General features: G+C 63.7%; 4 protein-coding genes and 1 pseudogene. 1 reads left to right on the top strand and 4 read right to left on the bottom strand.

Annotated features, from left to right (window positions below; genetic code table 11):
• Positions 1-75 precede the first annotated feature (75 nt).
• From BVK86_RS20775 to BVK86_RS20760, 4 genes are all read right to left on the bottom strand, one after another.
• Complete coding sequence (locus BVK86_RS20775; RefSeq protein WP_075948197.1) at positions 76-11,838, bottom strand: amino acid adenylation domain-containing protein; 11,763 nt, start codon at positions 11,836-11,838, stop codon at positions 76-78.
• On the bottom strand, positions 11,838-22,832 hold the full coding sequence (locus BVK86_RS20770; protein ID WP_075948196.1) for a non-ribosomal peptide synthetase: 10,995 nt from the start codon (positions 22,830-22,832) through the stop codon (positions 11,838-11,840). Before BVK86_RS20770 ends, BVK86_RS20775 begins: the two co-directional genes overlap by 1 nt.
• 243 nt (positions 22,833-23,075) lie before the next feature.
• A complete protein-coding gene (locus tag BVK86_RS20765) occupies positions 23,076-23,810 on the bottom strand; it encodes a thioesterase II family protein (protein WP_075948195.1) in 735 nt (244 codons plus the stop codon).
• A gap of 99 nt (positions 23,811-23,909) precedes the next feature.
• Positions 23,910-24,602, bottom strand: a complete 693-nt coding sequence (locus BVK86_RS20760) for an HAD-IA family hydrolase (protein WP_075948194.1) — start codon at positions 24,600-24,602, stop codon at positions 23,910-23,912.
• A 244-nt stretch (positions 24,603-24,846) separates the two neighbouring features.
• Here BVK86_RS20760 and BVK86_RS20755 point away from each other — a divergent pair.
• Positions 24,847-26,263 (top strand): annotated as a pseudogene (locus BVK86_RS20755) (type IV secretion protein Rhs); the annotation flags it as partial.

The raw sequence follows: 26,263 nt of genomic DNA, 5'->3' as shown, positions 1-26,263 counted from the left end.
CCCCAATAGAGGGATTGCTGCGCAATCCAGCGGGAGCGAGCGCCCTCGCCACAAGTCATTCATCGCGCTTACTTTTTAGGCAGTGACCATGCGGCGCTCCAACAGCTCTTCCAGCTCATCCAGCAACTCATCGCTGCGCAGCAATTCGTAATGTCCACCCGTCACCAGGCGATCGATGCCGTGTTGGCCGACCTGTGCCTCGAACACCCGGCGTTCGTCATCACGTTCGGCCACCCACCAGCGATGCGCCGCCACCTGCACCTTCGGCAATTGTCGTTGCGCCAGCGCCAGTTGCTTGAGCGATGCGCCAGTGGCGAAGATCTGCGTCAGTTCGCTCGCGCCTAACGCCGCGTGGTCATTGGAACCGTGCATCGCCGCTTCGATCACCGCTGCTGCGCCTTCACATTCGCTGAGGCCGACGGTTTTCGAGGCAATCAGCGTCTCTGCTTCTTCAGACGGTTGACCGAGGACAAACTTCAGGAAATCCGCCAAATCTTCGCGCCAGTCACCCGCCTCGGCTGTGCCGGCCACGTAACTGTCGACCAGTCCGGCAAACGCGACCGCTTGCCCCTGGGCCTCCAGTTCATGGGCGACCAGTTGCGTCAACGCACCACCCAACGACCAGCCCAGCAGGTAATACGGGCCTTGCGGCTGCTGCGCACGAATCCGCTGGGTGTAAGCCTGGGCCATCGCCAGCAGTGACGCGTCCTGCCACTGCGGATCGAGCAGCATGCGGCATTGCAGGCCGTACACCGTACGCCGACCTTCCAGACGCCGGGCCAGCGGTTCGTAGTCGAACACCGTGCCGAACCCGGCGTGCAGACAAAACAGCGCTGGGACATTCGCGACCCGGCCATTCAACGCCAGCAATGGGTCAGGCGCTTTCCCTGGCTCGGCTGCTTGATAACCGCTGAGTTCAGCGATACACGGTTTCTGCATCAAATCCCGCAGCTTCAATTCGAAGCCCGGTTGCGGTTGACTGCGCACCCGCGAGATGACTTTGAGCACCTGCAGCGAGTCGCCACCGAGTTCAAAGAAATTGTCGTCGATGCCCACCTGTGGCACGCCGAGCACGTCTTGCCAGATGGCAGTCAGCGCCTGTTCCAGTGCGTTGCGCGGGGCGCGAAAACCACCCAGCGTCCATTCCGGCGACGGCAGTGCGCGGCGGTCGAGCTTGCCGTTGGCCGACAGCGGGAAACGCTCCAGCACCAGGATCCGCGCCGGCACCATGTAATCCGGCATTTGCGCTTGCAGCTCGACCTTCAAGCAACGATCCAGCCCGGCAGCAGCGCCAGCCACCACATAACCGACCAACTGTTTGCCGGTCGGCGTGTCGAGCACCACCACGGCGGCATCCTGCACCCCTGCGCATTCGCGCAAACGCGCTTCGATTTCGCCCGGTTCGATGCGGAAACCACGGATCTTCACTTGCTGGTCGAGGCGACCGAGGTAGTCGATCAGGCCGCACTCACGCTGGCGCACCAGGTCGCCGGTGCGGTACATGCGGCCACCGGCCTCGAACGGATCGGGAATGAAGCGCTCGGCACTCATGCCCGGACGCTGGTGATAACCCCGCGCCAGGCATTCGCCGCCCAGGTACAGCTCACCGCTGACGCCCACCGGCAACGGGTTGAGGTCGGCATCGAGGACGTACAAGCCGCGCCCCGCTACGCCGCGACCAATCGGCGCGTAGGCCGCAGCGCAGGTCTCGCTGGCCTCGGCACGCCACAGCAGCGGCGTGACCACGGTTTCGGTCGGGCCGTAACCGTTGACCAGACGCTGCGGACGCAAGGCGCGCTTGACCTGTTCGAAACTGGCGTCCGGCACCGCATCGCCACCAAAGCAATAGACCTCGACCGCCGGTGGATTGCCCAGGCGCTCGGCCACTTCGGCCATCTGCTGCAGGTACGCCGGCGGGAAGCAGGCGACGGTGACGTTGTGGCGATGCAGCACTTCCAGGGTTTGCTCGGGGGTCCACAAGCTGTCCTCGCGAATCACCAGGCTGCCACCGGCCAGCATCACGCTCAACCAACGTTCCTGGGCACCGTCGAAGGCGAACGACATGAAGTGCAATTCACGGCTGCGCGGCGCCAGTTCGTAGAGGTCGATGATGCCGCGGCAATGCCGGGCAATCGGGCCACGCGACACGGCCACGCCTTTCGGTTGTCCGGTGGAGCCGGAGGTGTAGATCAGGTACGCCAAGTGCCCCGGCAGCGGCTCAACAACAGGGCATTCGCTGCTGCCCACCACGGTCAGTTGATCGAGCAGCAAACGCGGCGGGCTGTCGGCCAATGTCAGGCGTTCACCCAGATCGCTGTCGCACAGCAGCAGGCTCGCCGCCGAATCACTGAGCATGTACGCCAGTCGTTCGGCCGGGTACGCGAGGTCCAGCGGCAGATACGCGGCGCCCGCCTTGAGGACCGCGAGGAACGCGACAATGGTCCGTTCGGAACGCGGCAGCGCCACCGCCACCAGGCTTTCGGCACCGATGCCGCGAGCGATGAGTTTTTGTGCAAGGCCATTGGCTCGTGCATCGAGATCGGCATAGCTGACCTCTCGATCCTCGCAGAACAAGGCGGTTTTCTGCGGCTGATTGCGCACGTGCCGATTGAACGCGAGCAACAGATCAGCGTTATCGGTGGACGCTTGCGGCAGGCTCAAACGCGCTTCGGGCAGGCCGATGTTGCCGAGCAGGCGGTCGGCATCTTCAGGCAGAGCACGCAACAAACCCTCAAGCTGAGCACGAATGCGCTCCACTTCGACGTCGCTGAAGCGATCACGCAGGTACAAGTATTCGACTTCGAGGCCTTCATCGTTGGCGCTGACCATCAAGTCCATCGGGAAGTGGGTGACACCGCCGCTGCCGACGTCGGCAAAGCGCAACTCACCTTCCTCGCCACCGCGCAGGGCGCGGTCCACCGGATGGTTTTCAAACACGATGATGCTGTCGAACAGGCCTTGACCGCCCTGCCCGGCCCAGCGCTGGACGTCGGACAATGGCGTGTGTTCGTAGTCGCGCACCGCCAGGTTGTAATCCTGCAACTCGCGCAGCCACTCGCCCAGCGGTTGTTGCGGGTCGAGCGTCTGGATCACCGGCAAGGTGTTGATGAACAGGCCGAGCATTTCCTGGGCACCGGCCAAACCGGTCGGACGCCCCGCCACTGTCGCACCGAAGGCCACGCTGCGCTGTCCGCTATGGCGCTGCAACAGCAACAGCCAGGCGCCTTGCACTAAGGTGTTGAGGGTCACGCGCTGACGCTTGGCGAAGCTATGCAACTTGCGTGTCGCCTCGGCGTTGAGGTCGCTGTACAACACGCCATGGCCGGAACCTGCGGCACCGGAGGCCTTGGCCAGAATGGTCGGCGCCTCCAGCAACGCCAGGCGCTCGCGCCAGAAGCCTTCGGCTTGCGCATCGTCCTGACGTTGCAACCAGCCGATGTAGTCGGCGTAGCGACCGGTCAGCGCCGGCAGGCTGTCGTGGTGGTACAGGCGCAGCATCTCGCCCAGCAGACGCGACGCACTCCAGCCGTCCAGCAGCAGGTGGTGGTAGATCCAGATCATCTGGTAGCGGTCTTCGCCCAGGCGCACCAGCACAAAACGCATCAGCGGCGGGCAGCTCAGGTCGAAGCCCTTGGCCTGCTCGGCAGCTGCCAGTTCGCTCAGCGCCTGTTCAGTGTCGCTGCGCTCGCGCCAGTCGAGCTCTTCGATCGGCAGCTCGACTTCGGCGAACACCGCTTGCAGCGGATCGGCCAGGCCATCGCGCCAACGGAAAGCCGCGCGCAGCACTTCATGACGCTCGACCAAGGCCTGCCACGCCGCACGGAAACGCGGCACCTGCAAACCGTCGACCGCCACGCTTAACTGGTTGACGTAGGGGTTGAGCTCCGGCGAATCGAGGCAATGGAACAGCATGCCTTGCTGCATCGGCGACAGCGGATAGAGGTCTTGCAGCCCTTCACGCGCCGTCAGATCAATGTGCGGCACAAGGGCGAAAGCTTCGACGCCCGGCGCTTGGACCCGTGTATTTTCACGGTGGCTGGCCACGGTGGCGAGTGCGCGGATGGTCTGCTGCTCGAACAGTTGCTTGGGACTGAACAGCAACCCGCGCTGCCCGGCACGGCTGACCGCTTGCAGGGAAATAATCGAATCACCACCCAGCTCAAAGAAATTCTCGGTGACGCCCACCGAATCCAGGCCCAGCAGCTCCTGCCAGATCTCCACCAATAGCGCCTCGGCGGGCGTCGCAGCCGCCACTTGATCGTGACTCTGACGCGAGGCCTCTGGCGCCGGCAAGCCCTGACGATCCAGCTTGCCGTTCGGCGTCAGCGGCAGCGCGGCCAGGCACATCAGGTGCGCCGGTAACATGTGCGCCGGCAAGCGGCTGCGCAGGTGCGCGGTCAGTGCGTCACGCAGGTCCTGTTCGTCGGCCAGCGGATCGCGCGGCACCACATAGCCGACCAACTGGCGGCTGGTCGGGCCGTCGCGGTCGATGACGAACGCCTCACGCACACCTGCGTGCTCCATCAGGCACGCTTCGATTTCGCCGAGTTCAATACGGAAACCGCGAATCTTCACTTGCTGGTCAATACGGCCGAGGTATTCCACCACGCCATCGGCGCGGAACCGTGCAAGGTCGCCGCTGCGATACAAACGCGCCCCCGGCACGAAGGGGTCCGGCACAAAACGCTCGGCGGTCAGGTCCGGCCTTTGGTGATAACCCCGCGCCACACCTTCGCCGCCCAGGTACAACTCACCCGCTACGCCCACCGGCAACGGCTGCAAGCCGCCGTCCAGAATGTAGGCGCTGCGGTTGCCCACCGGCCGGCCAATCGGCATGAACGCCGAGTCGAATTCGGTATCCGGATAGGCCAGCCAGATCAGCGGCGTGATCACCGTTTCGGTCGGGCCGTAGCCGTTGATCAGGCGCTTGGGTTGCAGGACCTGCTGCACCTCGTCGAACGCATGCTTGGCCATGCCTTCACCGCACGGCGTATAGGATCGGATCGGCAGATCGCGCCCGGCTTCGCCCATGTAATCGGCAATCTGCGCCAAGTAACTCGGGGTGAAACAGGCGATGGTGATGCCGTGTTTTTCGATCTCGGCGCAGGTGCGTTCCACGCTCCACAGTTCGTCGTCACGCGGCATTACCGCCGAGCCGAACACCAGCGGCGTCAGCCAGCGTTCGTGGGCGCCGTCGAAGCTGATCGAGGCGAATTGCAGTTCGCGGTCGTCCGGGGTCATACCGTACAACTCGCCGATCGACACGCAATGCATGGCCAGCGGGCCGTGGGCCACGCTCACGCCTTTCGGCCGCCCGGTCGAGCCCGAGGTGTAGATCAGATAAGCCAGGTTTTCCCCGCAAGTCAGGTTGACCGGGTTACTGTCCGCCATCCGTTCCAGCGGTTCACGGTCAATTTCCAGCACCGCCAGGCCCTGCGGCAACGGCAGTTTTTCCCGCAGCCAGGATTGGCTGATCAGCAGCGAAATCCCGCTGTCGTCCATCAGATAGCTCAGGCGTTCAGCCGGGTACGCCGGGTCGAGCGGCACGTAGGCGCCACCCGCCTTGAGGATCGCCAGCAGGCCGACGATCATGTCCGGCGAACGCTGCATGGTCAGGCCAACCCGCACTTCCGGACCTATACCGCGCCCGCGCAAGTGGTGGGCCAAGCGGTTGGCGCGGCGGTTGAGTTCGTCGAAGCTCAGCGCCACGTCATTGAAGATCAGCGCCGTGGCGTCCGGTCGGGCAACGGCCTGGGCCTCGATCAATTGATGCACGCACAGCGGGTTTTGCGCGACGGTGAACGGCGGGTTCCACTCAAGCAATTGCTGGGCGCGCTCCGGTGCGGTGAGCAGGTCGAGTTCACTCAACGCCGCTTGAGGCGCGGCGACCATCGCCATCAGCAACGCGGTCAGATGCTCACTCATGCGCGCAATGGCGGTGCTGCTGAAGTGGCTGCACTGGTAGCTCCAGTTCAGGCTCAGCTGATTTTCAGCGGTGGCTGCCAGGGTCAGCGGGAAGTTGGTGCGTTCGTGGTTCTGCGGGATCGAGAAGCTCAACCCGGCCGGCGCACTTTGTTGCAGGGCTTCGGCCACCGGGAAGTTTTCGAACACCAGCAGGCTGTCGAACAATGGCTCTCCGGCACGCCCGGCCCAGCGCTGAATGTCACCGAGGGCGGTGAATTCGTGTTCGCGCAGTTCAAGGTTCTGCGCCTGCAAACGGCTCAGCCATTGCTCGACGCTTTCCACGGCGTCCGGGCGGCTGATCACCGGCAAGGTGTTGATGAACAGACCGAGCTGGTTTTCGGCCCCCGGCAAGTCCACCGGACGCCCCGCTACAGTCGCGCCAAACGCTACGCTGCGCTGGCCGCTGTAGCGTTGCAGCAGCAGTACCCACGCACCTTGCACCAAGGTGTTGAGCGTGACTTTCTGCTGGCGGGCAAAGTCGCTGAAGCGTTTGCTGGTGGCGACATCGAAGGTCTGGCGATGGTCGGCAAACTGCGCCTGCGACGGATGCTTGACCCCGACATGGGCCAGGCTCTGGGCCAGCAGCGTCGGGTTGTCCAGCGTCGCCAGTTGCCCGCGCCAGAAAGCCTCGTCCGCGTCGGCATCCTGACGTTGCAGCCAGCCGATGTAGTCGGCGAAACGTCCGCTGGGCGCTTTTACTTCTTGTCCGGCGTAACGCTGCAGAACTTCGCTCAACAACAGCGAGTTACTCCAGCCGTCGAGCAACAGGTGATGGTGGGTGTAGATCAGTTGCTGACGCTCGTCGTCCAGACGCACCAGCGTCAGGCGCATCAGCGGCGCTTGGGTCGAATCGAGTTGCAGGCGTTCGCTGTCGATCAACTGCGCCAGCGCGTGTGCCTGATCGTCGCACCCGCGCCAGTCCAGGCAGGTCAGCGGCAATTGCAGATGGCGGTGCACCAATTGCACCGGCGCTTCAAAACCTTGCGGGAAGTGGAAGCTGCTGCGCAGGATCGCGTGGCTGTCGAGCACCGCTTGCCACGCTCGGCCCAGATGTTCGGCATCGAGGCCACGGGCCTCGACGCTCAGTTGATTCACGTACGCACCGGACGCCGACTCGTAGAGGCTGTGGAACAGCAAACCGGCCTGCATCGGCGACAGCGGATAGACGTCTTCGATCTGCGCCGGTGGCACCGGCAGCCCATCCAGTTGCGCCTGGCTCAGGCGCGCCAGCGGAAAGTCCACCGGGGTCACACCGCCAGCGCCGTCGCTCAAGCAATGGTCGATCAGCGCCAACAGTTCAGCGCGAAAATCGATGGCCAGGGCTTCAATCTCGCGCAGTTCGAAGCATTCGCGGCTGAAGGTCCAGTCGAGTTTCAGCTCGCCGCCATAGACCTGGCCGTCCACCGACAGCCAGTTCGGCAGCGGCGCGTCCGTCGATTGCGCGGCGCCGCTGGACTCCTTGGCCGGGGTGAACAGTGCGTCCTCGGCAAAGCTCTGGTCGAACTGGCCGAGATAGTTGAACGTCACCCGCGCCTGCGGCAAAGCGGCCAATGCCGTTTGCGCGGCCGCATCGCCCATGTAGCGCAACAGGCCATAGCCCAGGCCTTTACCGGGAATGTCGCGCAGTTGTTGCTTGATGGCCTTGATCGAAGCACCGAGCTCGGCGGTCGGTGTCAGGTGCACGGGGAACAGGCTGGAGAACCAGCCGACGGTGCGGGTCAGGTCGATGTCGTCGAACAGTTCTTCGCGGCCATGACCTTCGAGCTGAATCAGCGCCGATGGGTGGCCAGTCCAGCGGCTGAGCGTACGGGCCAATGCGGTCAGCAGCAGGTCGTTGACCTGGGTGCGGTAGATCGCCGGCGCTTGTTGCAGCAATTGGCGGGTCTGCTCGCGGTCCAGGCCGATGCTCACGCTTTGACGTAAATGCCCGGCCTGACTCGCTTGCGGGTTGGCCACCGGCAGTGTATCGCTGGCCCCGGCGAGTTGCGCTTGCCACCCGTTCAATTCGCTGGCGGCAGTTTCAGAGCGTGCGTAAGCGTCGAGCTTGTCCGCCCAGGCCTGGAAAGCGCTGCTCTTCGGCGGCAGTTCTTCACCTTGATAGGCGGCCTGCAGATCCTCCAGCAACACCCGCCACGACACCCCGTCCACCGCCAAATGGTGGATCACCAGCAGCAAACGCTGCGAACCATCGGCCCGGGCGATCAGCGCCACCCGCAGCAGCGGCCCGTCTTGCAGACTGAGGCTGCGCTGGGCTTCTTCGCACACAGCTTCCAGCGAGGCATCGCAGGCGACGCGAGCGGTCCAGAGCATGTCGATGACGTCGGCACTGTCGGCGCCGACGTAGCGCGCCGACCATTGGCCTTCAACCTGACTGAAGCGCAAACGCAAGGCATCGTGTTGCTTGAGCACACGTTGCAAGGCGCCTTGCAGACGCGGCAATTCGAGGGTTTCGCGCGGTGTCAGCAACAGCGCCTGGTTCCAGTGCGCGCGTTGCGGGATCGGCTCTTCGAAGAACCAGCGCTGGATCGGCGTGAGTGTTTGCACGCCATCCACCGGACCTTGTTGCGCCAGCGGTGCCGCCTGCTCTTTCACCACGGCAGCCAGGGCTTGCAGGGTCTGCTGCTGGAACAGGTCGCGCGGTTGCAGGCTCAGGCCGGCGCGACGGGCGCGGCTGACCACTTGAATCGAGATGATCGAATCGCCGCCCAGTTCGAAGAAGTTGTCCTGCCGCCCAACCTGTTCAATACCCAGCACGTCCTGCCAGATCTGTGCCAGCACCTGTTCATGGGCGCTGCGCGGAGCTTCGAATGCGCGCTGGCTGACCTGAGCGGTGGGCGCCGGCAGGCGTTTGCGGTCCAGTTTGCCGTTGGGGCTCAGCGGCATGTGCTCAATCAGCAAGGTCTGCGCCGGCACCATGTAATCCGGCAGGCTGCCGAGCAAATGGCTTTTCAGGGTTTCGCGCCACGCGCCTTGCCGGTCGGCATCGGCGCCGACCAACGCGCGATCCTGCGGCACGATGTAGGCCACCAGTTGCTTGCCGCTCGGCCCGTCGAGGGCCAGGACCACGGCGTCCTGCACGTCGGCATGTTCTTGCAGGCGTACTTCGATTTCCCCCAGTTCGATGCGCAGGCCGCGGATCTTCACTTGGTGGTCGATGCGTCCGCAGTAATCGATGGCGCCGTCAGCGCGATAACGCGCCAGGTCGCCGGTGCGGTACAAACGCTCGCCGCTGCCGAACGGATCGGCCACGAAACGCTCGGCAGTCAATGCGCTACGACGGTGATAACCCCGGGCCAGACCGATGCCGCCCAAGTACAACTCGCCCACCGCGCCCAGCGGCAATACTTGCAGTTCATCGTCGAGGATGCAGGTGCGCAGGTTGGCGATCGGACGACCAATCGGCACGCTGTCGCGCCCTTCTTCCACGCAGGTCCAGTGCGTCACGTCGATGGCCGCTTCGGTCGGGCCATACAGGTTGTACAGCTGGGCTTGCGGCAGGCTGCGCAGGGTCTGGCGTTGCAGTTCCATCGGCAGCGCTTCACCGCTGCAAATAATCCGGGTCAGCGAGGTGCAGGCCTGTGCTTCGTCAGCGCCGATGAACGCCGAGAGCATCGAAGGCACGAAGTGCAGCGTGGTGACCGACTGCTCGACGATCAATGCGGCGAGGCGTTGCGGGTCGCGATGCTCGCCCGGTGCGGGTATCACCAGCGTGGCGCCTTTCATCAACGGCCAGAAAAACTCCCACACCGACACGTCGAAACTGAACGGCGTCTTTTGCAGCACGCGGTCCGATGGCAGCAGGTTGTAGGCTTGCTGCATCCACTCGATGCGGTTGTGCAACGCCACATGGCGGTTGCCCGCGCCCTTGGGCTTACCGGTCGACCCGGAGGTGTAGATCATGTAGGCAAGGTTTTCTGCCACAGCAAGGTTCGGCAGATCGCTGCCCGGCAGGTCGCTGAGCCAATCGGCATCGGCATGCAGGCACAAGGTGCGCACGCTGTCCGGCGTCGGCAGTTGCGCCAGCAAATGCGCTTGGGTCAGCAACAGCGCAATGCCGCTGTCTTCGATCATGTCGCTCAGGCGATCCAGCGGATACTCCGGGTCCAGCGGCACATAGGCGCCACCAGCCTTGAGAATCGCCAACAGGCCGACGACCATTTCGAACGAACGGTCGCAAGCGATCCCGACGATCACGTCCGGGCCGACACCTTGCGCGCGCAGGTGATGGGCCAGGCGATTGGCGCGCAGGTTCAGCTGTGCATAACTCAGGGATTCGCCCTGGAACACCAACGCGGTTGCCTGGGGATTTTCCCGCACCCGCGCTTCGAAATGTCGCTGCGCGCAAACTTCGCCCGGATAGACCTGCGCCGTGTCATTGAGGTCATCGAGCATGCGCAGACGCTCGTCGGCATCCAGCAGCGGCAGTTCGGCCAGCGGGGTTTGCGGGTTCGCCAGCACCCCGGCCAACAGGTTGCGCCAATGCCGGGCCAGATGCTCGATGCGCTCGGCGTCGAACAGGTCGGTGGCGTAGGTCAGGCTGGCGAACAGTTTGTCGCCCTCTTCCTGGGTGTCGAGTTGCAGGTCGAACTGGGTGGTCTGTGCTGTGGCATTCAGCGCCTCGACCCGCAGCCCCGCCAGCAAACCGCTGACCGCCGCCGGCCTGGCTTGCTGGTGGTTGAACATCACCTGGAACAACGGGCTGTGGCTGAGGCTGCGTTCGCCTTGCAACGCCTGCACCAGACGCTCGAACGGCAAGTCCTGGTAATCCTGGGCACCCAGCGAAGTGACGCGGGTTTGTTCCAGCAACTGACTGAACGGCAGGCGCCCGTCGAGTTTGGCGCGCATCACCTGAGTGTTAACGAAGAAGCCGATCAGGCCACGGGATTCGGCGCGATTACGATTGCCGATCGGCACACCGATACGCAGATCAGCCTGACCGCTGTAGCGATAGAGCAAGGCCTGGAAACTGGCGAGCAACAACATGAACGGCGTCACGCCTCGCTGCTTGGCCAAAGCCATCAAACCGCTGGACAGATCCGCGTCGAGGGCAAAATCCAGGCGCGCACCGCGTTGGCTTGGTTGTGCCGGGCGCGGGCGATCCGTCGGCAGTTCCAGCAGTGGTTGTTCGCTGCCGAGTTGTTCGCGCCACCAGTTCAGTTGACGCTCCAGCTCACCCGCTTCCATCCAGCGGCGTTGCCATGCGGCGTAATCCGAATACTGGATCGGCAGCGCCTCCAGCGCAGCGTTCTGCCCTTGGCAATGGGCGGCGTAGAGGCGGGAAAATTCTTCGACCAATACACCCATCGACCAGCCATCGGTGACGATGTGGTGCAGGGTCAGCACCAGCACGTGGTCCTCGGCATCCAGTTGCAGCAGGCTGACGCGCAGCAGCGGGCCGTGCTGCAGGTCGAACAGCCGGGCGATCTGCTGCTCGACCTTTTTCATCGCGGCTTCGAAGCGCTGTGCGACAGGCTCGTCGCGCAAATCGTGCTGTTCGATGGACAGCGAAGTGAACGCCGCCAGCGTTTGCAGCACCTGGCCGTCATCCTCGACGAAACGGCTGCGCAGGCTCTGGTGCCGCTCCAGCAACACATCGAAACTCTGCTGCAGCGCCGCGACATTTAGCCGACCGTGCAGGCGCAGCACCGCTGGAATGTTGTACGCCGAACTCTGTGGATCGAGCTGCCAGAGGAACCATTGGCGTTGCTGCGCGTAGGACAGCTCAAAGGTTGCTTGCGGCTCGGCGGCGGCTGGAATCGGCAGTTGGCCGAAGCTCACACCCTGCTCCTGCATTTTTGTCAGAAACTCACCGCGCTTGTCGGCGGGCAGGCCGGCGAAGCGCGTGGCGATACGCATGGCGGTGGTGTGTTCCATCAGTTGGTCTCCATCTCGTCGAGAAGCGACTCAAGCGCCTCCAGACGTGCATCGTTGTCAGTCGGGGCTTGTTGCCGGGCGGTGGCGGCATAAGCCTGAAGGTCGTGGCTCTCGAACAGCGCACGCAGCGGCAGCTCGATGCCCAGTTCCAGTTCCACGCGGGCACTGGCCTGGGCGGCGAGCAGCGAGTGCCCGCCCAATTCAAAGAAGTTGTCGCGACGGCCGATCTGCGCCACGCCCAGCACGTCGGCCCAGATCGCCGCCAGTTGCTGTTCGAGTTCGCCTTCAGGGGCTTCGAACGGTCGTTGCCAGTCCTCGGCATCCGGCAGCGCCAAGGCCTTGCGGTCGAGCTTGCCGTTGCGGGTCAGCGGCAGTTCATCGAGCAGCAGCCAGTGGCTCGGCACCATGTAATCCGGCAAGTCGACCTTGAGCGCGGCGCGCAGGTTGTCGCGCCAGGCGATCGGGTCGTGCGGGGGTTGTTCGGCGACGACATAGGCGCACAACTGTGGCCCGACGTCGGCGGCATACACGCTCAGCACCGCCTGGCGTATGCCCGGTTGCGCCAGCAGCGCGGCTTCGATTTCACCCAGTTCGATGCGGAACCCGCGAATCTTCACTTGCTGGTCGATGCGCCCGAGGTAGTCGATGCTGCCGTCGGCACGCTGGCGCGCCAGGTCGCCGCTGCGATAGAGGCGCTGGGCAGCATCGAACGGGCTCGGCACAAAGCGCTCGGCGGTCAAGTCGAAGCGCCCGTGATAACCCCGCGCCAGACCGGCGCCGGCGATGTACAACTCGCCCGCCACACCCACCGGCACCGGCTGCAACTGGCTGTCGAGCAAGTACCAGCGCAGGTCGCGGATCGGCAGGCCAATCGGGCTCCGGGCCTTGCCATCGAGGTCGGCCAGGCGAATGGCGCGGTAGGTCACGTGCACCGTGGTTTCGGTGATGCCGTACATGTTCACCAGCGTTGGCTGCTGATCGCCGAAGCGTTCGAACCATGGACGCAGGCTCGCCACTTCCAGCGCCTCGCCGCCGAAGATCACCTGGCGCAGCGCCATATTGCGCGGGCTGGCGCAGGCAATCGGCAGCAGTTGCCGGAACGCGGTCGGGGTCTGGTTCAACACCGTCACGCCTTCATCGCAGAGCAAGCGGTGGAATTGCTGCGGCTCGCGGCTGATGTAATACGGCACGATCACCAGGCGCCCGCCGGTGCACAGCGCACCGAACAGCTCCCACACCGAGAAATCGAAGGCGTAGGAATGGAACAGGGTCCAGACATCGTCCGCGCCAAAGTTGAACTGTCCAGCGGTGGCCGTCAGCAAGCGGCCGACGTTGCCGTGGCTGAGCAATGCGCCTTTCGGGCGTCCGGTGGAACCGGAGGTGTAGATCACGTAGGCAAGATTGTCCGCCGTCGCCTGCGGCGTCAGGTTGTCGGCGTTGTAGGCCTCAAGTTGCATCGAACTCAGGTCGAGCACCTGCACGCCATCGCGGGCCGGCAAACCGTCGATCAAGTGAGATTGGGTTAACAGCAGCGCGATGCCGCTGTCGTCGATCATGTAGCTCAAGCGCTCGGCCGGGTATTGCGGGTCGAGCGGCACATAGGCGCCACCGGCCTTGAGAATCGCCAGCAGACCGACCACCAGCGGCATCGCCCGCTCGGTGGCGATGCCGACGCGCACTTCCGGGCCGACACCCTGCTCGCGCAGTTTGCGCGCCAGTTGGTTGGCCTGGGCGTTGAGTGCGGCGTAGGTCAGCTGTTCACCTTCGTAGACCAGGGCCACCGCGTTCGGTCGTTGCGCGGCCTGGGCTTCGAACAGTTGAGGCAAAGTCGGCGACGGTGCTTGCGCCTGGAACACCGGGTTCCAGTGCCGGATCAAACCGTCGTACTGCGACGCTTGCAGCAACGGCAGTTCGGCGACGCGCTGGTGCGGATCGGCGACCACGGCGCGCAGCAGGTTCAACCATTGCCCGGCGAAACGCTGCATCGAGGCTTCGTCGTGCAGATCGGTGGCGTAGCTCAGGCTGGCGTCCAGGGTGTCGCCCTGCTCCTGGGTGTCGAGCACCAGATCGAATTGCGCGGTGTGCTGCTGCCAGTGCATACGCTCGACCTGCAAACCGGCAACGACCCGCTCGACGCTCGCGCCCAACGGCTGCTGGTGGTTGAAGAGCACCTGGAACAACGGGCTGTGATTGAGGCTGCGGTCGGGTTGCAAGGCATCGACCAGTTGCTCGAACGGCAAGTCCTGATGGGCCTGCGCCGACAATGCGGTTTGCTTGACCTGTTGCAGCAAGGTGCTGAACGGTTGCTGGCCGTCGATCTCGGCACGCAGCACCTGGGTGTTGATGAAGAAGCCGATCAGGCCTTCGGTTTCCAGGCGCGAGCGGCCGGCACTCGGCACGCCGACGCTGATGCGCGACTGCCCGCTCTGACGGTGCAGCAAGGTCTGGAAAGTCGCCAGCAACAGCATGAACAGGGTCACTTGCTGTTCTTGTCCGCGCTGACGCAAACCGGCCAGCAGTTCGCGATCCACGTTCAGCGACAGACTCGCCCCGCGCTCGCTACGGCGAGTCGGACGGGTCAGCTCACTCGGCAGTTCCAGCGGTGCCTGGCTGCCGTCCAGTTGAGTGCGCCACCACGCCAGTTGCCGCGCGCCCTCGCCCGCCTCCAGCCAGTCGCGCTGCCAGCGTGCATAGTCGCTGTAAGCCACCGGCAAGTTGTCGAGGCTGGCCGCGCGGCCCTCGATGGCGGCCTGATACAGCGCGCTGAACTCATCGACCATGACCTGCATCGACCAGCCATCGGCGGCGATGTGGTGCACGGTCAGCACCAGCACATGCTCCTCGGCGCTGACTTGCAGCAGCAACGCGCGCCACAGCGGACCGTTGCGCAGGTCGAACGGCTGGGCGATTTCTTCGGCCACGGCATCGTTGATCGACGACTCAGTAACTGGCCGCTCGCACAACTGCAACGGCAGTTCGGCGTGCACCCATGGTCGCGCCTGCTGGCCGTCCTGTTCGAAAGTCGTGCGCAGGGTTTCGTGACGGGCCTGCAATTGCAGGAAGGCCTGACGCAGCGCCTCCCGGTCCAACACCCCCTTGAGACGCAGCGCGGCCGGGATGTTGTAGGCGCTGCTCTGCGGGTCCAGTTGCCAGAGAATCCATTGGCGTTGCTGGGCGTAGGACAGCACTCGCGGTTGATCCTCCGTCGCACGTTGCAGTGTTGGCTGCACGCTGGTTTCGGCCAGTGTTGCGCGGGAAGCGAATTGCGCCAGGTTCGCAGCGGAAAACAAGCTGCTGACCGACAGTTCGATGTTCAGTTTCTGACGCACCCGCGAGATCACTTGCAGCACCCGCAACGAGTGGCCGCCCAACTCGAAGAAGTTGTCGTCACGCCCCACTTGTTCAACCTGCAGCACGTGCTGCCAGATCTGCGCCAGCTGCGATTCCAGCCCTTCCAGTGGAGCGACGAACGTCTGTTGTACAGCGCCGCCTTCTGCGCGTGGCAAGGCCTTGCGGTCGAGTTTGCCGTTATTGTTGAGCGGCAGTTTCGCCAGCAGAATCAGATGGCTTGGCACCATGTATTCCGGCAGCGCTTGGCGCATAACGGCCTTGAGACCTTCAACGTAGTCAGCCTCGGAATTCACCACGCCGCTGGCGACGATGTACGCCACCAGTTGCGTGCCGTCCTGGGCGGTGACAGCGGCTTCGCGCACCTCGTCCCGGGCTTGCAGGCAGGCTTCGATCTCGCCCATTTCGATACGGAAACCCCGAATCTTTACCTGATGATCGATACGCCCGACGTATTCCAGATCACCCCGGGCGTTGTAGCGCGCCAGGTCGCCGCTGCGGTACAGGCGTGCGCCCGGCTCACGGGCGAACGGGTCCGGCAGGAAGCGTTCGGCGGTCAGCGCCGGACGGTCGAAATAGCGTTGCGCCAGGCAAGCCGGGGCGCCAATGCACAACTCGCCGACGCCATCGGCGGACAGCAACTGACCGGCCGAGTCCAGCACATACAGCGCTCGGCCGGCGATGGCGCGACCAATCGGGATGCCGAACGCATCGCTGGCATCTTGCAGTTGGCACTCATGCACGCTGGACACCACGGTCGCTTCGGTCGGGCCGTAGGTGTTGAGCAGGCGTACGTGACTCAAACCGGCCTGATGCCACAGGCGCAAACCTTCCACCGACATCACCTCGCCACCGACGTGCACCTGGCGCAAATCGCCAAGGTGGCGCACCACGCCGCTGGCGCATTCACGGGCCAGCAGGAACCAGTAAGCGGCGGGCAAGTCGGCCACGGTCACGCCTTGGTCGACGATTTGTGCAGCCAGTCGGCCGGCGTCCCACAGGTCATCGCCACGCATGATCAACGCCGCGCCGACGCAAAGCGCCGGGTAGCACTGCTCGACGAAACCGTCGAAGCTGAAGGTCGCGAACTGCAGCACGCGGTCATCGGCCGACAGCACCGAATAGTCGGCAGCGCTCTGGCAGAACTCACGCAGCGCGCCGTGATCGATGGCCACGCCTTTGGGCTGACCGGTGGAGCCCGAGGTGTAGATGATGTAGGCCAGGTCTTCGGCCACGGCGTGGCTTGGCGGATTGCTGTCGGAGTAGCCGACGGCTTCATCCGGGCCCAACAGGCGCAGGTGCACCGGCAGCGGCAAGTCTTGCAGCAGGCCGGACTCGCACAGCAGCACATCGAGACGGCTGTCCTCGATCATGTAGGCGAGGCGCTCGCTCGGGTATTTCGGGTCCAGCGGCACATAGGCCGCGCCGCTTTTCAGGACAGCCAGCAGACTGGCAATCAACTGCGGGCCTCGACGCAGCGCCAGGCCGACACGCTTGCCGGGACCGGCGCCGTGGTGGATCAGGTGATGGGCCAGGCGATTGGCTTGGGCATTGAGTTCGCCGTAGCTCAGGCGCTGGCCGTCGACCTGCAACGCCAGGGCATCGGGGGTAGCGGCAGCTTGCTCGGCGATCCGCTCGTGAACCAAAAGACGTGTGGATAACTCGACCGTGGCCGGTTGGCTGATGGCGAGTACCGCGTGCTTGCCTTCGATATCGAGCAGTTCCAACCCGCCCAGTGCAGCCTCGGGCGAGGCTACGAACTGCGTCAGCAGGTACTGCAAATTGGCCGCAAGCTGCGCGACCTGAGCCGCACTGAAACGCGCCGCGTCGTAGCTGAAATCGAAACTCAGCGCTTCGCCCAGCTCGACGCCAAGGGTCAGCGGATAGTGGGTGCGTTCGTGGTTGTGCAGGTTACCGAACGACAACCCGGCCGGCGCGCCCTGCTTCAGCGCTTCGGCGACGGGGAAGTTTTCGAACACCAGCAGACTGTCAAACAACGATCCCTGATACCCCGCCCACCCCTGAATGTCGTACAGCGGCACGTGCTCGAATTCGCGCAGGGCCAGGTTCAAACGTTGCAACTCGCCCAGCCATTGGCTGACGCTCTGGTCCGGGCGCATCGAGCACACCAGCGGCAGTGTGTTGATGAACAGCCCCAGTTGCGCTTCGATCCCCGGCAGCGGTGCCGAACGCCCGGCCACGGTGGCGCCGAACACCACGCAATCCTGGCCGGTGTAGCGTTGCAGCAACAGGCTCCACGCCGCTTGCAGCACGGTGTTGAGGGTAACTTTTTGCTGGCGGGCGAACTCGGCCAGACGCCGGGTGGCGGGGCAGTCGAGGGCGACGCGAAGTTCCTCGCTGCCTTGCGCACCGACCGGCGGACGCAGGGCTTCGGCCAGCATTGTCGGTGCTTGCAGCGGCGCCAGTGTGGCTCTCCAGAAGTGCTCGCCAGCGACGGCCGATTGCTGTTGCAACCAGCTCAGATAATCGCGGTACTGCCCCGTCGGCGCCGGCCGTGATTGCCCGGCGGCGTAGTGCTGGATCACTTCGGCGAGTAACTGCGCGTTGCTCCAGCCATCCATCAGGATGTGATGGCTGGTGTAGATCAGGTGCCAGGCGTCAGCGCCGGTACGTACCAGTTTCAAGCGGAACAGCGGCGCGCGGCCCAGCTCGAAACCTTTGGCCCGTTCGGCATCGGCCAGTGCATCGGTGTCGGTGGCTTCAAGCACTTGCAGCGGCAGGGTCACCTGACGGGCAATCGCCTGATGCGCGACATCAAGACCCCGCCAGTGGAAACTGCTGCGCAGGATGTCGTGACGCTCGACCGCAGCCTGCCAGGCGCGGGTGAAACGCTCGGTGTCGAGACCGCCGATGTCCAGGCGCAACTGGCTGATGTAGGCGCCGACCTGCGGCTCGTGCAGGGTGTGGAACAACATGCCCTGCTGCATCGGTGACAGTGGATACAGGTCTTCCAGCGTCGAGACCGCCAACGGCAACGCGTCGAGTTGCGCCTGATCGATCTGCGCCAATGCAAAGTCCGACGGCGTGGCTCGCGTCACTTCAAGGGTGCAGCAGTGGTCGATCAACGCGTGGAGTTCCAGCGCGTATTCATCGACCAGGCGCTCAATGGTCGCGGTGTCGAACATCTCGCGGCTAAACCCCCAGCTCAGGGACAATTCGCCGCCGTAAACCTGACCTTCGACCACCAGCCAGTTGCCGAGCGGCGCCGATGGGTCCTGCGCCACGCCGCTACCTTCTGTGGAGGGCGTGAACAGCGCGTCCTCATCGAACTGACGGTCGAACTGGCCCAGATAGTTGAAGGTGATGCGCGGTTGCGGCAACGCCGCCAGTCCGGTGCGAATCTGCGCTGTGCCGAGGTAACGCAGCGCGCCGTAGCCCAGGCCTTTGTCCGGGACGTTGCGCAGTTGCTCCTTGATGGATTTGATCGATGCGCCGAGGTCGGCGGCGGGTGTCAGGTTGACCGGGAACAGGCTGGTGAACCAGCCGACGGTGCGGGTCAGGTCGATGTCATCGAACAGGTCTTCGCGGCCATGGCCTTCGAGCTGAATCAGCGTGCTGCCCTGCCCGCTCCAGCGGCAAACGGCACGAGCCAGAGCGGTCAGCAGCAGGTCGTTGACCTGGGTGCGGTAAGCCGCCGGAGCCTGTTGCAGCAGCTGGCGGGTTTGCTCGGTGTCGAGTTTGAGCTCGAGTTTCTCCTCGAAGCGGTTTTCCTGCGCACCGTTCGGTCGCTCGCACGGCAGGTTGTCTGGCGCGTCTTGCAACTGGCTCTGCCAGTGGCCGAGGTTGTGTTCGAAAGCTGGTAGATGATCGTGCAAGCGTGCGACCCAACGCTGATAGCTGCTGGTCTTCGCTTGCGCCGTACCGCCGGTGTAGAAGTGCTGCAAATCTTCCAGCAGTACGCGCCAGGAAACACCGTCCACCGCCAGGTGGTGGATCACCAGCAGCAAACGTTCCGAGCCGTCGGCCATCGCCACCCGCATTGCGCGCAGCAACGGACCGTTGTGCAAATCGAGGCTACGCTGGGCCTCGTCGCACAAGGTTTTCAGCTCCCCGACCGTTTGCGCCTGGCGCTGCCACAAAACCGACTCCGTGGTCGGCGCGGCGTAAGTCTGCTGCCAGGTGTTTTCTGCCTGTGCATAACTCAGGCGCAGGCTGTCGTGTTGGGTCAGCAATTGTTCCAGGGCTCGCTCCAGCGCCTCGACGTTCAACGCCTCGCGGGGCACCAGCAACAGCGACTGGTTCCAGTGCTGACGTTCAGGAATCGCCTGTTCGAAAAACCACAGCTGCACCGGCGCCAGCGCCACCGCGCCCACCGCCGGACCTTGATCGATTTGCGATTGCCCGCCCGTGCGCGCCGCTTGGGCGAGGCTGCGAATGGTCTGGTGCTGGAACAGGTCCTTGGGGCTGAGCACGATCCCGGCCTGCCGCGCACGGCTGACCACTTGCATCGAAACGATGGAATCGCCGCCCAGTTCGAAGAAGTTGTCTTCCAGACCGATGCAGTCGACGGCCAGCACGTCTTGCCAGATCGCGGCGAGGGATTTTTCCAGGCCGCTGCGCGGCGCGACGTGTTCGCATTGTTGCGTAGCGCCATCAATCGCCGGCAGGGCCTTGCGGTCAAGTTTGCCGTTGGGCGTCAGCGGCAGATGTTCGAGAAACAGCAAAAACGCCGGGACCATGTAGTCCGGCAAATGCTGACGCAGCGCGCCTTTGAGAGCTTCCCGCAGGTTGGCCTGCGCGTCGGCATCGGCCAACAGCGCCGAATCGTTCGGCACAATGTACGCCACCAGCTGCTGGCCGCTGGCGCCGTCCTGGGCCAGCACCGCCAGTTCGCGCACCGCGTCCTGCTGCAACAGCCGCGCTTCGATTTCACCGAGCTCGATGCGGAAGCCACGGACCTTGACCTGATGGTCGATGCGACCCACGTATTGCAGGGTGCCGTCGGCCTGATAACGGGTCAGGTCGCCGGTGCGATACAGGCGCTCGCCGGTACTGGAAAAAGGGTTGGGGACGTATTTTTCAGCGGTCAGGCCGGGGCGTGCAAGGTAACCACGGGTGATCCCGGCACCGCTGAGGTACAGCTCGGCGGACACGCCTTGCGGCACCGGTTGCAGGTCGGCATCGAGCAGATAGCTGGCAGTGTGCTTGAGCGGGCGGCCGATGTTGGCGTGGCCTCCCGCTTCGCGGCGGGTCCAGGTCGAATAGGTGGTGTCTTCCGACGGGCCATACAGGTCGAAGACGTGCTCGACGGTCGCTTGCTGATACAGCGTGTCAACCAGGCTCTGTTTGAGTGGTTCACCGGCCAGGTTGATGATGCGCACGCCGGGAGGAATCTGCCCGTCGCGGTGCAGCGCATTGATCGCCGAGGGCACGGTGTTGATTAACCGCACCTGATCCCGGGCCGGCAGTTGCGGCAACTCCAGGGCGTTGCGGGCGATGATCAGCGAACCGCCATTGGCCAGGGTCACGAACAGCTCCCACACCGACAGGTCGAAGCACACCGATGTAGAAGCCAGAACGCCTTGAATGTCGCCGCGGCTGTACACCGATTTCGACCAGTCGATCAGCGCCAGCACGTTACGATGGGCGATGGCCACGCCCTTGGGCTTGCCGGTGGAACCGGAGGTGTAGATCACGTAGGCGAGGTTGTCCGGCGTGACGCGGGTGACCGGGGCGCTTGGCGGGTAGGCGATGAGCGACTGGATGTCGTCCAGCAGCAGGACTTGGGTGCCTGCGCTCACATTCAACGCCTCTGCGACCTCCTGCTGCGTAATCAGCAGCAGCGCGCAGCTGTCTTCGAGCATGTAGGCGATGCGCTCGGCCGGGTAATCCGGGTCCAGCGGCACGTAGGCGCCGCCAGCCTTGAGCACCGCGAGCAAGGCCACCAGCAGTTGCTCGGAGCGCTGCATGGCTACGCCGACCCGCACTTCCGGGCCGACACCCAGCTCGATCAGCTTGTGCGCCAGGCGATTGGCTTGCCGGTCGAGTTCGCGGTAAGTCAGTTGGGTATCCGCGAAGGTCACGGCCAGTGCATCAGGGCTCGCAGCCACTTGCTGGCCGATCAACTGATGAATGCACAGATCCTGCGCGAAGCTGTCATCGGCGCGGTTCCAGTCGTGGACGATGCGCTGATATTCGCCCTGCTCCAGCATCGGCAAGTCACTGAGGCGCTGCTGCGAATCGCTCACCATGCCCTGCAGCAAATGCGTCCAGTGCTGCGCCATGCGCGCGATGGTCGTGGCGTCGAACAGGTCGTTGGCGTAGGTCAGCGCGGCGTGCAGCTTGCCGCGTTTCTCATGGGTGTTGAGGTCGTAAGTATCGAGGGTCAGGTCGAACTGGGTGGTTCGGCCTTGCCACTCGATCATGCCCAGCGCCAGGCCGGACGCCGTGGTCACCGTGGAAATGTCCGCGACCTGCGGCTGGTGGTTGTACATCACCTGGAACAGCGGCGTGTGACTGAGGCTGCGTTCCAGCTTCAAGGCTTCGACCAGGCGCTCGAATGGCAGATCCTGATGGGCCTGGGCGCCCAGCGCGGTTTCCTTGATGCGACGCAGCAGCTCATCGACGCGGGTCTGGCCGTCCAGTTGCGTGCGCAGCACCTGGGTGTTGACGAAGAAACCGATCAGTCCTTCGATTTCCCCGCGGTTGCGGTTGGCAATCGGCACGCCGACGCGGATGTCGTTCTGCCCCGTGTAACGGTGCAGCAGCACGTTGAACGCGCCGAGCAGCAGCATGAACAAAGTCACGTTGTGCTTCTGAGCGGTGGCGCGCAGTTGCTCGGCCAGTTGCCCGTCGACCGCGAATTCGTAGCGGGTGCCGCGATAACTCGGCATCGCCGGGCGCGGATGATCCAGTGGCAGTTCCAGCACCGGATGCTCGTCGCCCAACTGCGCTTGCCAGTATTCGAGTTGCCGCGCCTGCTCGCCCGCCTCCAGCCAGCGACGCTGCCACAAGGCGTAGTCGCTGTACTGGATCGGCAACGGCGAGAGCTGCGGTGGCGTACCGGCATCGAAGGCGTCGTAGCAGCGGATGAACTCGTCGATCAGCACGTTCATCGACCAGCCGTCGGACACGATGTGGTGCAGGGTCAATAGCAGCACGTGTTCCTGCTCGGCGAGCTTGAGCAAGGTGACGCGCAGCAGTGGCCCGGTCCCCAGGTCGAACGGCAACACCGATTGCTGCTCGGCCGCCTGGGCCACGGCCTGCTCGCGCTCGCTGGCGGGCAAGGCGCTGAAGTCGACGTGTTCGATCACCAGCGGCGCCGAGGCCGGCACTTGCAGCAAGGTGTCGTCAGGCTGAGACGCAAACACGGTGCGAAGGGTTTCGTGACGGGCCACGAGGCTGGCGAAGGCCTGTTCCAGCGCCGGCAGGTTCAGACGACCGGTCAGGCGCACCGCACCGGGCAAGTTGTAGGCGCCGCTTTGCGGGTCCATTTGCCAGAGAAACCACATCCGTTGCTGGGCGTACGACAGCGCCTGGCGATCTTCGGCGTCGACGCCGGCAGGGATGGGAAACCGCGCGAAATCAACGCCCTCCTTGTGCAAGGCCGCAAGGAACACCTGGCGCTTTTCCAAGGGCAACCCGATAAACCGGCGAGCAAGTTTCAAGGAGTCTTCAGCATTCATTTCTGGGTATCCGGATCAGTGGCGGGAAGCACAAAGGCACGTCGTCCCTATAAAACGAATGCAGGCCGGAAAAATTAGCGAATGAGAACAACTATCAGAAGGGAGATTTCAGAACGCTGAAAACCACTGTGGGAGCGAGCCTGCTCGCGATGAGGCAGTGTCAGTCGACATCAATGTTGTCTGACACACCGCTATCGCGAGCAGGCTCGCTCCCACAGGGATTGAGTGATATTTGAGATGGGGTTATCCCACAGCAACCATGGCGTGCCGCCGATGATGAACCTCCAGCTGATCCTTGATCACCCGCAGCACCCTGGCTTCATGTTCATGGATGAAGAAGTGCCCGCCAGCGAACATGTCCACGGAAAAGCTGCCGTGGGTTTCCTGGCTCCAGCCGATCAATTGTTCGCTGGTGGCGCGGTCGGCCTTGCCGCCCAGTACGTGCACCGGGCATTTGAGCAGCGGGCGCTGGACAGGCTCGAAGCGCCCGCACAACTGGAAGTCGGCGCGCAGGATCGGCAGGGTCAGGCTCATCAGCTCTTCGTTGGCCAGCACTTCCTCGCTGGTGCCGTTGAGGATGCGCAGCTGCTCGATCAGTTCGGCATCGGTTTTCGGATCGGCAAAACCGCGGTCGTAGTCCAGGCGCATGGTCGGCGCGGCGGTGCCCGAGGCGAACAGCGCCACCGGCTCCGGAACGCCCAGCGAGCGAAACGCATGGGCCATCTCGCAGGCCAGTAATGCGCCCAGGCTATGGCCGAACACTGCATAAGGCGCCCTGAGCATGGCTTTTTGTTCGTGGGCCAGTTGCAGCGCCAGGCGGCGCATGTCGGTGTGCAAAGGCTCGCCGTAACGCGCGCCACGTCCCGGCAAATCCACCGGTTGCAACTTGATCCACTCCGGCAACTTGCGCCGCCAGCGGCTGTAGACCATGGCGCTCGCGCCAGAGTAAGGCAGGCACAGCAATGTCAGCGGGGTCACCGGACGCACCTCAAAAGTTGTCTGTAAAGAGAACGGATGAAGTACGTCTTGAATTAGTCGCCGATCAAATGAGAAGACATTTGCTCAGCACATCTTTCGTCAGGCCCACTCCAGCGCCGGCAGGCCAAACGCGCTTGGCGTGAAGGCTTTGAGCGTACGAAGAATGCCATCGGCGTGTGCGTATTTTTCGTCGGCCATGGCCGCATCCGGAATCGCAATCGCCGTCATCCCTGCCGCTTTCGCCGCCGTGACGCCGAACGGTGAATCTTCGAACACCAGGCAATCCTCAGGGGCAATACCCAGGCGCCGCGCGGCGGTGAGGAAGATATCCGGGGCTGGCTTGGCCGCACCCACTTCCGGGTCATCGGCAGTCACGACGAAGTCGAACAAGGCGAACCAGTCGCGGTGCAACGTGGTTTTCTGACCAAACGACAGGCTCGAAGAACTGGTGCCCACTGCAATCGGGATGTTGTGAGCCTTCAGATGCCGAACCAGCTGCTGTGCGCCAGGCATCGCCTGCGCTGTAGGAAAGCGCTCACGCATGAGCGGTTCGCGGATCACCAGAAACTCTTCGGCACTGATCGGCAGATCAAGCGCCTCAACCACGTAACGCGCGAGGTCACCGGCCCCACGACCGATGATGTTCTGTTTGATGCTCCAGTCGAACGTGCGCCCGTAGCGAGCGGCAATCGTTGCCGTGACTTCGGTGTAAATGCCCTCGGTGTCCAGCAACAAGCCGTCCATATCGAAAATCACGGCCTTGATCGGGCCGAATTTCAGCGGTGCATTCATCGCATCTGATCCGTATTAAACGAAATCCAGGCGGCTCAGGCGCGGCCGGCTCCGTGATGGATTAAAGGTTTCAGCAGCATAGCGAGCACCGCAGCCCAAGAGCAACGGGCAAAACCCGCCCGATGACGAAGTGACGTCGATGGTTTAGCGATTCGCCCTACAGCAAACACCTCCTTTCCCGACTTCTTTCTCGACCGATCCAACGCACAGTTTCTCGCCCATTCAACCAGGCGAAATTGCGCGAATGTTTGATCCCGACAAGCTGCTAGCCCTGAACAACACCATCGGTTTGCTGGTGATGGCGGCGTTGAACCCGCAGCAGCCGGACATCGAAGCGCTGCTCAGCGATTTTCGCCTCAGCCTCAATTCCTATGACACCTGGGCGGAAAACTTCTGGTCCGGCGGGACGCTGGATGTCGAGCAAGTGTTCAAGGTCGGCAACGACGTGCGCCTCACTGCGCCGAAGCATTCGACTTCGCCCATCAGTTCCACCGTCGCCACCTGCCCCGCCAGCGGTCCGCTGACGCTGGTGCATCTGTTTGAAGCCGCGCGCTTCGTGCCGATCGGCAACACGCCAGTGACGCTTGAACCGCTACTGACAGAGGACCGAAGCGGTCCCACATTTGGCGATCCCATCCACAAAACCATCGGCCTCGGCGGCATCCTGGAGATTCCCGAATGCTGGCGCGGCAATCGCTATCGCATCACCTTCTATCCCAACGTCACCACCGCGCACATCACGGCGCTCTACGACTCCTATCAAGGCGTGCTGAGTGAGCTGGAAGGCTGGCTGCGTAACGAGTGGAACAGCGAGTTTCAACCGCTGTGGGCCGGGTTTGCCGAAGCGGATTTCACTGAACGCTATGGCATGTTGCAACGCGCGGATTGGCGGGGTGTCGACAACGCCCTTCACGGTTTGTGGGATGACGTAAAGCAGCTCTACGGCCTGATCTCCGACCTGCAGGCCAACAGCGCGAAGCTCCTTGCGTACCTGACCGAAGCTGAACTGCAAAAGCTCCTGAACGCTTCGGCCGAAGCCATCGCCAACGTGCTGCTGGTGTTGAGCGACGAACCGTTGGTGTTCATTCATCTGGCGGCTTTCACCAGCTGGCTGCGAATGCTGCCGCCGCAGTACATGGCTGAAGTCGTAGCGGAAATTCGTACAGAGCTGCTGATCAGTTTCCTGCTGGTGCGCTTGTTGGGTCCTACGGGCCTGAAGTTAGGCATGAGCGCCAAGGTGCTCAACAAGATCAAGTCCGAACGCGCCCGACGATGGCTGGCAGCGGCAAGTTTACGCTTGGCGCAATTGACGGGCCGGTCTGACCTTAGCGCCCACGCGAACACCCTCAAACCGTTGCTGATCAATGCGCAAAGCGCGGCGTTGAGACCTGCGCCCGCGGTTTCGTTGCAGATCAGCAAGGCAGGCGCGGCGGATGTCCGGGTGGACAATCCGCTGGCGATTGCTCGGAGCAAGTCCGAGGCAAAAACACGGCTGGGCCGGCATGAACCCTTCGACGATACCCCGGCCCAGGCAAAAAACCCCAACGGCGACAGCGCCGATTCCGCCGAGCGCACTGCCACCCACGGCTGCCCGGTGTCGCTGGTCACCGGCGAAGAACTGCTGACCCTGACCGATGGTTTTCTGGATGGTGTGCTGCCAT

The organism is Pseudomonas reinekei (assembly GCF_001945365.1).
In the GTDB taxonomy this organism is placed as follows: Bacteria; Pseudomonadota; Gammaproteobacteria; order Pseudomonadales; family Pseudomonadaceae; genus Aquipseudomonas; species Aquipseudomonas reinekei.
Note: the sequence above shows the minus strand (reverse complement) of the source record. Positions and strands in the feature narration are given on the sequence as shown.

What these genes read in the sequence shown, in the direction of transcription:
- BVK86_RS20775 (WP_075948197.1), bottom strand. Translation starts at nt 11,838, where the DNA reads ATGGAACACACCACCGCCATGCGTATCGCCACGCGCTTCGCCGGCCTG.
- BVK86_RS20770 (WP_075948196.1), bottom strand. Translation starts at nt 22,832, where the DNA reads ATGAATGCTGAAGACTCCTTGAAACTTGCTCGCCGGTTTATCGGGTTG.
- BVK86_RS20760 (WP_075948194.1), bottom strand. Translation starts at nt 24,602, where the DNA reads ATGAATGCACCGCTGAAATTCGGCCCGATCAAGGCCGTGATTTTCGAT.